The sequence below is a fragment of the Streptomyces cinnabarinus genome (genome assembly GCF_027270315.1).
In the GTDB taxonomy this organism is placed as follows: Bacteria; Actinomycetota; Actinomycetes; order Streptomycetales; family Streptomycetaceae; genus Streptomyces; species Streptomyces cinnabarinus.
In genome coordinates, this window is the sequence record NZ_CP114413.1 from 6,695,862 (window position 1) to 6,707,893 (window position 12,032).

11 protein-coding genes are annotated in these 12,032 nt (G+C 70.9%); 7 read left to right on the forward strand and 4 right to left on the reverse strand.

The window, feature by feature from the left end:
• Positions 1–6: 6 nt before the first annotated feature.
• Positions 7–879 carry a glucose-1-phosphate thymidylyltransferase RfbA gene (rfbA, locus tag STRCI_RS30425; protein ID WP_269662141.1) on the reverse strand — a complete coding sequence of 291 codons (873 nt, stop codon included), beginning with the start codon at positions 877–879 and terminating at the stop codon, positions 7–9.
• Between the two features lie 114 nt (positions 880–993).
• Between rfbA and rfbB the strand changes: the two genes are divergently transcribed.
• Positions 994–1,983 carry a dTDP-glucose 4,6-dehydratase gene (gene rfbB, locus STRCI_RS30430; protein ID WP_269662142.1) on the forward strand — a complete coding sequence of 330 codons (990 nt, stop codon included), beginning with the start codon at positions 994–996 and terminating at the stop codon, positions 1,981–1,983.
• Between the two features lie 60 nt (positions 1,984–2,043).
• Here the strand turns inward: rfbB and STRCI_RS30435 are convergent, their stop codons facing one another.
• From STRCI_RS30435 to STRCI_RS30445, 3 genes are read right to left on the reverse strand one after another with little or no spacing between them, the layout of a single operon-like run.
• Positions 2,044–3,108, reverse strand: a complete 1,065-nt coding sequence (locus STRCI_RS30435) for an LLM class flavin-dependent oxidoreductase (protein WP_269662143.1) — start codon at positions 3,106–3,108, stop codon at positions 2,044–2,046.
• A gap of 7 nt (positions 3,109–3,115) precedes the next feature.
• Complete coding sequence (locus STRCI_RS30440; RefSeq protein WP_269662144.1) at positions 3,116–3,580, reverse strand: nuclear transport factor 2 family protein; 465 nt, start codon at positions 3,578–3,580, stop codon at positions 3,116–3,118.
• A 49-nt stretch (positions 3,581–3,629) separates the two neighbouring features.
• The gene (locus STRCI_RS30445; protein ID WP_269662145.1) at positions 3,630–4,733 is read right to left on the reverse strand and encodes an acyl-CoA dehydrogenase family protein; all 1,104 of its coding nucleotides are present in this window, start codon (positions 4,731–4,733) and stop codon (positions 3,630–3,632) included.
• Between the two features lie 603 nt (positions 4,734–5,336).
• Between STRCI_RS30445 and STRCI_RS30450 the strand changes: the two genes are divergently transcribed.
• The 6 genes from STRCI_RS30450 (at position 5,337) to STRCI_RS30480 (ending at position 11,993) form a co-directional block, all read left to right on the forward strand.
• Positions 5,337–7,049 carry a fatty acyl-AMP ligase gene (locus STRCI_RS30450; RefSeq protein WP_269662146.1) on the forward strand — a complete coding sequence of 571 codons (1,713 nt, stop codon included), beginning with the start codon at positions 5,337–5,339 and terminating at the stop codon, positions 7,047–7,049.
• A 107-nt stretch (positions 7,050–7,156) separates the two neighbouring features.
• Entirely contained in the window at positions 7,157–7,987 is an 831-nt protein-coding gene (locus STRCI_RS30460) for an AfsR/SARP family transcriptional regulator (protein WP_418953392.1), read from the forward strand.
• A complete protein-coding gene (locus STRCI_RS30465) occupies positions 7,884–9,014 on the forward strand; it encodes an acyltransferase domain-containing protein (protein ID WP_269662147.1) in 1,131 nt (376 codons plus the stop codon). The genes STRCI_RS30460 and STRCI_RS30465 overlap by 104 nt, the downstream gene beginning before the upstream one ends.
• A 185-nt stretch (positions 9,015–9,199) precedes the next feature.
• Positions 9,200–10,861 (forward strand): acyl-CoA dehydrogenase family protein, encoded by a 1,662-nt coding sequence (locus tag STRCI_RS30470; protein WP_269662148.1) that lies wholly within the window; start codon positions 9,200–9,202, stop codon positions 10,859–10,861.
• 17 nt (positions 10,862–10,878) lie between these two features.
• A complete protein-coding gene (locus STRCI_RS30475; RefSeq protein WP_269662149.1) occupies positions 10,879–11,175 on the forward strand; it encodes an acyl carrier protein in 297 nt (98 codons plus the stop codon).
• Complete coding sequence (locus STRCI_RS30480; RefSeq protein ID WP_269662150.1) at positions 11,175–11,993, forward strand: 4'-phosphopantetheinyl transferase family protein; 819 nt, start codon at positions 11,175–11,177, stop codon at positions 11,991–11,993. Before STRCI_RS30475 ends, STRCI_RS30480 begins: the two co-directional genes overlap by 1 nt.
• Positions 11,994–12,032 lie beyond the last annotated feature (39 nt).

Here is a 12,032-nt window from a genome sequence, read left to right on the forward strand (position 1 = left end):
TGCCTCCTACGGGGCGGACGGCTGGAGGAGTTCGAGCAGGTACTCGCCGTATCCGCTCTGCATCAGCGGCTCGGCGAGCTGGGCGAGCCGGTCGTCGTCGATCAGCCCGGCACGCCAGGCGGCCTCCTCCACACAGCCGATCATCAGCCGCTGGCGGGCCTCCAGGACCCGGACGAACTCACCCGCCTCCACCAGGGAGGTGAAGGTGCCGGTGTCCAGCCAGGCGGTGCCCCGCTCCAGCACGGTGACCTGGAGACTGCCGCGCCTGATGTACTCCGCGTTGACGTCGGAGATCTCCAGCTCGCCCCGGGCGGAGGGCAGCAGTTTGCGGGCGATGTCGATGACGTCGTTGTCGTAGAAGTACAGACCCGGCACCGCGTAGGGGGACTTGGGCCGCTCGGGCTTCTCCTCGATGGAGGTCGCCCGGCCCTGGTCGTCGAACTCGATCACGCCGTAGGCGGTGGGGTCCTTCACCTGGTGGGCGAAGATCCAGCCCCCGGTGATGTCCCGCCTGGACCGCAACTGGGTGCCGAGCCCGACGCCGTGGAAGATGTTGTCGCCCAGGATCAGGGCCACCGGCTCGTCACCGATGAACTCGGCGCCGATCAGGAACGCCTGCGCGATCCCCTCGGGGCGGTCCTGGGTGGCGTACTCCAGCCGGAGCCCCCACTGTGAACCGTCGCCCAGAAGCCGTTCGAACTGTTCCCGCTCGTGGGGCGTCGTGATGATCAGGATCTCCCGGACACCCGCATTGATGAGGGTGGTCAACGGGTAATAGATCATCGGTTTGTTGAACACTGGCATGAGCTGCTTGGAAACCGCCTGGGTGAGAGGTCGTAAACGCGATCCCGTCCCACCGGCGAGAAGTATGCCGCGCATATCCGGCAGCATAGGCACAAGCAACTGCCGCCGTACACACGGGAACAGTTGAAGTCCAGTCGCCCGCGAGCAGGCCACCACCGCATATTGAGCCGGTGACAGCAGTCTCCGGACATGAGGATTCTCGTCACCGGCGGCGCCGGTTTCATCGGCTCCAATTTCGTGCGAAATCTACTCTCGGGACGTTATCCAAAGATCCCGAATCCGAAAGTCACGGTACTGGACGCCCTCACCTACTCGGGCACGCTCACCAATCTCCGGCCGGTGGCGGACCATCCCGGATGCACGTTCGTCCAGGGAGACATCCGCGATGTGGAACTGGTCAACTCCGTGGTGCCCGGCCATGACGCGGTGGTGCACTTCGCCGCCGAGTCCCACGTCGACCGCTCGATCCACGGGCCGCTGCCTTTCGTCACGACGAACGTGACCGGCACGGCCGTCCTGCTCGACGCCGCGCGGGCGCATCGCACCGGCCGCTTCGTCCATGTCTCCACGGACGAGGTGTACGGCTCCATCCCGGCCGGCTCCTGGCGCGAGGACCAGCCCCTGGCCCCCAACTCGCCCTACGCCGCGAGCAAGGCGGGCTCCGATCTGCTGGCCCTCTCCTACCACCGCACCCACGGCCTGGACGTGGTGGTGACCCGCTGCTCCAACAACTACGGGCCGCACCAGTTCCCGGAGAAGGTCATCCCCCTCTTCGTCACCCGGCTGCTGGCCGGACAGGACGTCCCGCTCTACGGCGACGGCGGCAACGTACGCGACTGGCTGCACGTCGACGACCACTGCGCCGGCATCGAACTTGCCCTGCGCGGCGGCCGGTCCGGCGAGGTCTACCACATCGGCGGCGGTACCGAGCTGACCAACCGTGAGCTGACCGGTCTGCTGCTGCGGGCCTGCGGCGCGGGCTGGGAGCGGGTGCGCGCGGTCGAGGACCGCAAGGGACACGATCGCCGGTACTCGCTCGCCATCGGCAAGATCCAGGAGGAGCTGGGCTACCGGCCCTCGATCCCCTTCGAGCAGGGGCTCGCCGCCACCGTCGACTGGTACCGGGACAACGCTACCTGGTGGGAGCCGCTGCTCGACCGTGCGGCGCTCGGCGTGTGACAGGGCCGCGACAGGAACGTGCCGTCCCGGAGGCCACCAGGCCCGGGACGGCACGTCTGTTCAGGCGGCCCGGAGCGGGAACAGTCCGGGCAGCACCTTCTCGGCGAGCAGGCGCAGGGTGGTGGCCGCGTCCTCGTAGGACAGATGGCCGGAGTGGACGCCCAGGCTCAGGGTGACGTCGTCGCCGTACCACTCGGCGATGGTCTCCAACTGGCCCCGCACCGCGTCCGGAGCGCCGACCAGCAGCTTGTTCTCGGCGACCTTCGCCTCGAAGTCGGAGCCCCGGGCGAGCTTCTCGGCCAGCTTGCCGTAGCCGGGATACGCCTCGCTCGACACCTTCCGCCAGGACTCGACCGCGGTCCGGAACGACGCCGTGTTGGCCTCGTCGTCCGCCTGCCCCGCCTTGCGCGCCCGCTCGGGGTCCTCGTGCACCACGGTCGGATAGCTGAGGTGGATCCGCGGCGAGTCCGCCCCCGCCCACTCCGCGCGGAAGAGACTCAGCCGCTCCTCAAGGCCCTCCCGGGACATGGCGTTGGGCACCGTCTGGAGGTGGTGGCCGAGCCGGGCGGCGTCGGCGACGGAGTCCAGGCTCTGCGCGGTGGTCACGAAGACGGGCGGATGCGGCTGCTGCACCGGCCGCGGCAGCAGGGTGACGGGGCCGAACCTGTGGAACTCCCCGTCCCATACGACGTTTTCCTCGGCCCACAGTTTCTGAATGGCGGCGACGTTCTCGGTGAAGCGCCGCCGGCTCTCGTCGATCGGAATGCCGAACGCCTCGAACTCATCGGGCAGGAAGGCCCGTCCGAAGGCGGCGTCGAGCCGCCCGCCGGACAGATTGTCGAGCATGGCGAGTTTCCCGGCCAGCTTCACCGGGTGCTGGAATGCCGGAATGGTGGCGCTGGTCCCCAGCCTGACCCGCCGGGTCCGGCCCGCCGCGGCCGCCAGAAATGTCGTGGCGTCCGGGCTGTAACCGCCGTAGGTGAAGAAGTAGTGCTCGACTATCTTGACGTGGTCGTAGCCCAGTTCCTCCGCGAGATCGACTAAGCGCAGGCACTCCTCGAAATACTGTGCGGCCGGTTTGTCGGCCGGTCCCACGGTGGGAAAGAAGACGATTCCGATCCGCATGGTCCCCTCACTTCTCCAAGGCGTCGATGCCGACGTGCCGATGCCGTATGAGCCAGCGCTCGCCCTCCCGTACCAGCACGTCCCGGCAGACGACATGGGCGAAGATGTCGGGCCGCTCGCCCCGCGGCGCCCGCATCGCCAGCGAGTAGTACTGGGCGCGCAGGGTTTCGTCCGGCTGCGGGGTGACGGCCAGGTTGCTCATCCAGTGCCGCATGACGGTCCCGGCCGCGGCGAGTTCCGCCGTGCGCTTGGTGATCGAGGCCCGGATGGCCTCCCGGCCGCGCAGTACATTGGTCCGCCCCGGCTCCTCGAAGACGGCGTCCTCGGTGTAGGCGTCGGCCCAGGCGTCCGGCTCGCCCTCGTCCATCAGCGCCATGTGCCAGGCGTAGAACTGGGTGATCTCCGCGTAGAGGCCGGGATCGGCGAACGGGCTGGTGCGAGGTGGAGCGGTTTCTCCGTGCAACTCGGTCACTCCTTCTCTTTGTTGGTGTGGCCTGTGTCGGTGCGGCTGTGGCTCTGCCTCACCCGGCCCCCAGCAGTTGGCCGCCGTGCGCGCCGCCCGCGGTCTCGAAGCGCAGCGCGGCATGGCTCGCCACGCAGTGCACGTCGCGCCAGATCCGCTGCAGCGGGTCGGCCTCGGCCTGGGCGCCGGAGCCGGCCGAGCGGAAGAGCCGCTGCACCGCGTCGACGAGGTGGTCCGCGGCCAGCGCGCAGTCCCGCGGCGCCCGGGTGCGTTCGTGCGCGTCGCCGCAGCCGTCGTCGGCGGTGCGCGCCACCCGGTGCAGCAGCAGGGCCGCGCCCTCGATGTCACCCTCCGCGCGGGCCAGTACGCCCTGCGCCGCCGGGCTCGGCCGGCCCGCCATCCGCGCCGACCAGGCCCGCACGGCCGCGCGGGCCGCACCGAGCGCGGGGGCGGCGAACAGGGTGCCGCTGATCGAACGCAGCGGGGCGGTGTGACAGCGCGCGGCGGAGCCGACGGCCCGCCCGCGCCAGATGTCCTCGCGCGCGACCGACCGGTGCTCGGGGACGAACGCCCCGTCCGCGATCAGGGTGTTGCTGCCGGTCGCCCGCATGCCGACGTTGAACCAGGTGTCGGCGACCCGGTAGTCGTGGCGCGGCACGGCGAAGAACCGGGCCTCCTCCCGCTCGGGCCCGGGTACCAGTGCGCAGACCAGCGTCCAGTCGGCGAAGTCCACCCCGCTGACCAGCGGCCACTGGCCGGTGAGCCGCCAGCCCTCGGCGACCGGCACCGCCCGCCCGGTGGGGTTGAGCGCTCCCACGACGAGGGTGTCGGCGCCACCGGACCAGAGCTCGCGCTGTCCTTCCTCCGGCAGACAGGCCCCCATCCGGGCGGCCCCGGAGGTGACCGTGGCGATCCAGGCCGCCGAGGTGCAGCCCTCGCCCACCGTGGCCACCGAGTCCAGCAACTCCGTGAATCCGCCCGCCCGTCCGCCCCAGCGGACCGGCACGAAGTGCCGGGCGAACCCCGCCGCGACCAGGGCTTCCACCACCTCGCCCGGCAGGCGCCGGGCGAGATCCGCGGCAGCGGCGTGCCGTGCGGCCAGTTCGGCGGCCTGCCGCACCGCGCCGGACGTGTCGGTGGGGGTGAGTAACGAGCCGGACATGGATGAAGCCTCCTCGCCGCGGGACGTATGGCGTGCCGCCACTCAACGTCGGGGAACGGGCTGGAGGAGTCTTGGAGGATCCCCGGAGCACCAGTGGATCCCATGGTGTTCGCGCGCCGACGGAGACTGTTGGGGCCAGGGGCCCGGGCGTCAGGGTGCGCCCTCGGACTCGGAGGGACCTTGAGCATCGGTGCGGTGCCGGCCCGGCGGCGAGTGAGCGCTGAAGGGCGCCTCGGCCGCCTCTCGGCCCCGTCCCGCCCCTCGATGGAGATCGAAGAGGGGTTCGATCGCGGCCAAGTCGTGAGTTTCGCGAATCTGTTCTGATCCGGACGCTGAGGCTCCGAGCGATACTTGCCAAGTTCAGCGTGGGTGCGGTGAGGAGTCGCGGACAGGATCCGACCGGATCGATTCCTCAACACATCATGAATTACCCGTACCGCGACGGCATCTTCCCTCGTTATGATGCGTCTCAAGCGCCCGACGCCCGTCCGGGAGTCGAGGAGAGGTCATGCGTTCCTTGAGCATCGGCCGTTAGCTTCGCGCCATTGAGTCGAACGGGGGCGGTTCGAAATGGGTGGTTTTCTTGGCGCATTACGACGTCGCATGGAGGCGGCGGATCCCAGCCGCGAAGCCTTCAGCTTCGTCGGCGCCGAGTCAACCCCGCGCCACGACGAGGGGTCGGGGCCGTCGGTCCGGACTCTGACCTATGGCGAACTCGACCGGCAGGCACGGCAGTTGGCGGCATGGCTCCAGTCGCAGGGCGGGGCGGCGCAGCGCGTGCTGCTGCCGAACTGCGAAGGACCGCTGCAGATCGCCGGACTGCTCGGCTGCTTCTACGCCGGGGCGACCGCGGTGCCCTGTCCGTCCCCGCTGGACGGCGGGCGCAATGTCCGCCGGCTGACCGCCGTCGCCAAGGACGCCGATGTGTCCCTGGCGCTCGCGGACTCAGCCGTGGCGGCCGAACTGTCCCGGCTCTTCGCGGGCAGTGACCTGGTGTGCCTCGCGGCGGACCGGGCCGCGCTGCCCGATCCGGAGGACTGGCGGCCGACGGTGGCGGCGGACGAGGACATCGCCCTCATCCAGTACACGTCCGGTTCGGTGACCCAGGTGAAGGGCGTCCTGATCAGCCAGCGGAACCTGCTGGCCGGACAGGAGGCCATCACCCGGGCGCTGGGCACGGACGAGCACTCGGTGATCGGGGGCTGGCTGCCCCCGTACCACGACATGGGCCTGGTGGGGCAGTTGCTGCATCCGCTGCACCTCGGGGCCCGGGGCGTGCTGATGCCCGCCGCCACCTTCGCCGCTCGGCCGCTGAGCTGGCTGCGGATGATCGAGCGGTACGGCGTCACCGTGTCCGGCGGTCCGGACTACGCGTACGACATGTGTGTCCGCGCGGCCACGGACGAAGAGGTCGAGCGGCTCGATCTGTCCTCGTGGCAGGTCGCCGTCAACGGGGCCGAACCCGTGCGGGAGCCCACCATGGCCGCCTTCGCGGGGAGGTTCGCCCCGGCCGGGTTCCGGTCCGAGGCGTTCTATCCGGCCTACGGGCTCGCCGAGGCGACCCTGCTGGTGACGGGCAGCAGCCCCGGTCGGCCGCCGGTGGAGCGCGCGGTGGACAGTATCGCGCTCGCCGCCGGCCGGCTGGCCGCACCGCGCAACGGCACGCTCAGTCGGACCCTGGTCGGTGTGGGGCGGCCGTTCGGGGTGGAGTTACGTATCGTCGACCCGGAGACCCGGCAGGTACTGGAGCCGGGGCGGGTGGGCGAGATCTGGATCCGGGGCGAGAGTGTGGCCCCGGGGTACTGGCGGCGCCGGGCCGAGACCGAGGAGAGTTTCGGAGCGGTCACCTCCGCCCATGACGGATCGTTTTTGCGCAGTGGCGACCTCGGTGCCGTGGACGATCACGGCGAGCTGTTCGTGATCGGACGGCTCAAGGAGGGCGTCGTTGTCAACGGGGTCGATGTCGCGCCGGAGGACATCGAGACCTCGGTCCAGGGCCTGAACCCCAAGTTCGGGGTCACGGCGGCTGTCACCACGGGGCCGGAGCGTGACCGGCTCATCGTGATCCAGGAAGTGCGCGAGAACGGCCTCCTCGACGGTGAACTGCCGTCGCTCGCCGAGGCCGTACAGAGCCACCTCGACGGGGAGTTCGGGATCCCCGACGCCGTCATCCTGCTCGTCCGGCAGGGTGTGGTGCGGCGTACGACCAGTGGGAAGCTCCAGCGCTCGGCCATGCGCGGGCTGCTGCGGAGTGGCGGGATACGGCCGCTCTATCCACAAGTACCCGTGTTCCAGGCCGACTTGAGTCCGAGTTGAGTGCACGTCAAGACGCTCACCGGACCATCACGTGACCATCACATCACCCAGCGGAACCAATGCTGCGGAATTTCAGCAGCGGAGTGCAGGCAACAGAGAGGATGCCGATGGACATCGAAGTGCTCGGCGCATGCAGAGTGATGCAGACCGGCAAGTCTGTGGTGCCTTCCGCGGTCAAGCCACGCAAGGTTCTCGCGGTACTGGCCCTCAACCCTGACCGTCCCGTCTCCGTCGGGATGCTGGTGGAGGAGGTCTGGGGCGAGACCCCACCGCCCAGCGTGGCAACGACCCTACAGACGTACATACTTCAACTTCGGAACCTTATCACCTCCGCCATCGGAGGCCCATCGCCTGATATGCCTCTGGGCGCGAAAAGTGTGCTCGTGACCCAGCCCGGCGGGTATCTGCTGGACACCCAGGGCGGTTCTGTCGACGTCCGGGAGTACGAGCGGCTCTCCGGCGGCGGTCATCGGGCCCTGGAGAAGGGGGACTACGAGGCGGCGGCGGACCTGTTCCGCAAGGCTCTGTCGCTGTGGCGCGGTCCCGCGCTCGCCGATGTGGAGTGCGGAAGGATCCTCGACGTCGAGGTGACCCGCCTGGAGGAGTCCCGGATGGGCATACTGTGCCGCCGGATCGAGGCGGACCTGCTCCTCGGGCGCCATCACGAGATCATCGGGGAGCTGTTCGGGCTCGCGGCCCGGCATCCGCTGCACGAGGGGATTCACCTCCAGTTGATGCTGGCCCTGTACCGGGCCGGGCGACGGACCACGGCGCTGGAGGTCTACCAGCGGCTGCGCGATGTGCTCGCCGGTGAGCTCGGGCTCGACCCGAGCTATGAACTCCAGTCGCTCCAGGGGGCGTTGCTCGACTCCTCCTCCGAACTACGGCTGGACCAGCCGCTCTCGCTCTTCAGGGTGCGGGCGCCGGGCCGGTACTGACGGATCAGTGCCGCCGGTCGCGCTGCTCCTGCCCGGAGCGGGAGCTCAGTACCCCGCCATGGCCTATGGCCTGTACCGGTACGAGCCCGCCTTCACCACGGCCATGGACACGGTCCTGGGACTGCTGGGCCAAACCGGAGAACGGTTGTACCGACTGTGGTCGTCCGGTGCGCGGCTGCGCACCGTGGCCGAGGTGCATCCGCTGCTGTTCGCGGTCTGCCACGCGCTCAGCGAGACGGTTCGGGACCGAGGACTGCGCCCCGGCGCGGTCCTCGGACAGAGTGTCGGCGAGCTGGTCGCCGCTGTCCAGAGCGGGGTGCTGCCGCTGACGGACGCGGTGCGGCTGGTCGTGGTGCAGGCCGAGGCGCTGGCCGGGGCACCGGCGGGCGGGGCGCTCGCCGTCGCCGCGGCACCGCCCGCGGTCTCGCCCTTCCTGCGGGGCGGGACGGTGGTGGCCGCGAGCAACGGGCCCGGACAGACGATCGTGTCCGGCTCGGAGTTCGGTCTCGCGGCCACCCGGCGCGCGCTGGAGGGAGCGGGGCTGACCTGGATGCGGGTCCAGGTGCCCGCGGGACTGCACGGCCCGCTGGTCGCCGAGGCCTGCCGGGACACCCTGCCGGCCTTCGAGGCGTCCGAGTACGCCGTTCCGCATACGCCGCTGCTGTCCGGGTGCGCGGGCGGGCGGCCGGAGCCGGAGCGGGCGGTCGACCCCGAGTTCTGGGCGCTGCAGCCCTCGCGTCCGGTGCTGCTGGACGCCGCGCTCGGTCAACTGAACACGGTGGGCGCCCTGTTGTGCGCGGAGGTCGGACCCGGTCATGGGCTCGCCGTGCAGGCCAGACGGCACGGCCATCGGGCGGTCTCACTGCTGGACGGCTGTGTGGGCGCGCCGCACGAGGAACGGGACCGGCTGCGGCAGGCGCTGGACTGTCTGGTGCTCGGCGATCCCGCGGAGCGGGCGGCCCGGGCCGACGACGGGCCCCGCGCGTCGGTGGCGTGGTTACGGCCGCCGGGCAGGGGGCCGGCCTAGGACACGGACCGGTCCAATCTGACCTGGGCATATTCCACTCCACAGGCACTTGGTGCGGTCCACCAGGGCTTGAGTGGTCCGGCGCAGCCTTGGTTCGTTCTCGTGCGGGTGGGCGCGACAGCCGGTCGCACGGGGACGGATCGGACCCTGCGGACCGCGAGGAGTGACACCCGGTGGAGCGATCTGTGCGTGCGACCACGGCCGAGGGACGGCTCCGGATCCGTACGGACGAACTGGAGCGTGCGCTGGCCCCGTTAGGGGCCGGTGCGCTCGGGGGCGATTCGCTCGCACGGGCCGAACGGCTGCTGGACGACCATGAGTTCGGCGCCGAGTTCGTGCCGGTGGAGTACGGCGGGCGGCTGGAGCGGATCGACGGGCTCGGCCGCGTCGTGCGGCCCGCCTGCCGACGGGATCTCGCGCTCGGGTTCGGGTACGGGCTCAACTGCTACTTCGCCGCCACGCCCGTGTGGACCGCCGGCGACACGGCGCAACGCGAGTGGACCGCCGCGCTGCTGCTCGGCGGTGGCCGGATCGCGGTCGCCCGGCCCGCCGTCGCGCACGCCAACGACTTTGTGCGCGACGAGTTCGCGCTGGTCAAGGGCGACGGCCGGCGGCGCCTGCACGGCGCCAAGACCGCCGTGCTGAACTACGCCCGGGCCCGCGGTCTCACCGTCATCGCCGGCACCGAGGACGGCACGCACGAAGTGCTGCTGATCGACCGCGAGATCCTGCCCGAGGGCACCCTGCGCACCCTCCACCGGTACCGGACGGTCGGCCTGGACGGCTGCGAGTTCGGCGGCCTGGAGTTCAGCGGCTGCCCCGTGCCGGACGAGGCCGTGGTGGGCCGGGCGGGCCAGGGCATGGGCCTGGCCGTGCGCTGCTCGGTCGTCACCCGTGCCCTGCTGCCCTCGGTGCTGATCGCCGCCGCCGACACCGTGCTGCGCACGGCCATCCGGTTCGCCGTCGAGACCCGGGGCGATGACCCCTACGGCCCGCTGAAGTCGACGTACGGCCGCGAGGTGCTGACCGGTGCCCTGCTGGACCTGCTGATCAGCGACAGCATCGCCCTGGCGGCCGCACGCGGCCTGCATCTGCTGCCCGACCGGGTGAGCGCCTGCGCCGCGGCCGCCGCCTACGCCGTGCCCAAGCTCCTGCAGGACTCCGCGCACGATCTGTCCACCGTGCTGGGCGAGGCGTACTTCGACGCCAAGGGCCCCTACGGCGCCTTCGGGCGGATGGCGCGCGATCTGCCGCTGCTGGCCCAGGGCCACGCGGGTACCGCCGCCCGCCAGGCCATGCTGGTCGCCCAACTGCCGCAACTGGCACGGGAGTCCTGGCTGGTGGACGAGGCGCCGCCGGCCACCCTGCTGCGGCCCTGGGAGGACCTGCCGCCCGCCGATCTCGGCGCGCTGACACCCGCCGGGACCTCCGACCCCATCGTCCCGATCCTCGGCGCCTGCGCCGGCGTCGGCGGCGAACTGGGCGAGCTGGTCACCGCCTTCCTCGCGGAACTCCGCAAGCTGCGCGGGCGGTTCGCCAGGATCACCTCCGGCGACGGCCTCTCCACCCCGGACACCCTCGCCCTCACCGACCGCTACGCCCTGGTCTGCGCCGCCGCGGCCAGCCTCGGCGTCTGGCGCGAGCACCACGACGCCCGGCCCGGCACCTTCCTCGCCGACCCGGCGTGGATCACCGGGGCGCTGCACCGGCTGGGCGCCCTGCTGGGCCTGGACATACCGAAGGCCCCGCAGGAGGCCGTCGAGGGACGTCTCTTCGACGCGGTCCTCGAACGCTACGAGCAGAAGCGCTCCTACGACCTGTACGAGACGAACCTCGCTGAGTCCTGACCGGAAGGAAACGGCCCATGAGCGCGCGCGCCGACGACACACACGCCGACGACTCGTCCGGCGATCTGATCTCCGCGGTGGTCCAGGCGGTGCGACGGGTCATCGACGACCCGGTGGCCGAGGTGGGCACGGAATCGCTGCTCCGTGAGGACCTGGGCTTCGACTCGGTCCTCATCATGCAGCTGAAGTACCGCGTTGAGCAGGCCGTACCGGAGCTCGGTGAGCTCTCCCTGCCCGACATGGTCGACAGCATGACGTCCGTGGGTTCCCTGGTCGCCTATCTGCGCGACCGTCTGGTGAAGGCGGCTGTCTGATGGCCGCTCCCGCCGCCGGAGCCCCCGTGCTCGTGTCCGGTCCCGAGGGAGAGTGGGACGAGGTCCTGCGGCCGTTGTCCGCGGGCGGCACTGTCGTGACCTACGGCAGAGTCACCGACTGGCTCCCGGAGGACTCAGGAGAAAGGGTTCTGCGCCCGCTCCTCGGCCCCCGTGACTGGGGCCGCTTCCAACGGCTGACCCATCGCCGGGTACGGGAGGGCTTCCTCGCCTCCCGGCTGCTGCTGAAGCACACCGCGGCCCGGGTGCTCGCCAGCAGCCCCGAGGCGGTGGACCTGGCGTACAAGCCGGGTGGTCGGCCGTATCTGCGCGGCTGCGACCAGATCGACATCAGCCTCAGCCACACCGAGGAGGTCATGGTCGTCGGGGTCACCCGGCGCGGACTGCTCGGCGTGGACGTGGAGCGCGCCGAGCGCCCGATGGTGGGCACCGGTGTGGAGTTCCAGGCCTGCACGCCGCACGAGCGCGAGCTGCTGGACTCGCTCCCCGAACAGACCCGCAACAGCGCCCTGGTCCGCCTGTGGACGCTGAAGGAGGCGTACAGCAAGGCCATCGGCCAGGGACTGCGCTTCCGGTTCACCGAGTTCGGCTTCACGCTGGACGACGCGCGCATCCGGCTCCAGCGGCCGGACGGCTCCCCGGGCACCGGCCCGGAGTGGAGCTTCGGCACCTTCGCCCTGGAGTCCGACTACGTGGTGAGCGCCGCCCTGCGCGACGAGGGTTTCGGCGCCGCGGAGGACACCGCCGCCGACACCACGCTGGACCAGAGCCTGCTCGGCGTGCTGCTCGGCCGGCTCTGAGACTCCGACTCCCCCTGTTCTTCCCTCGCTTCACCGTCA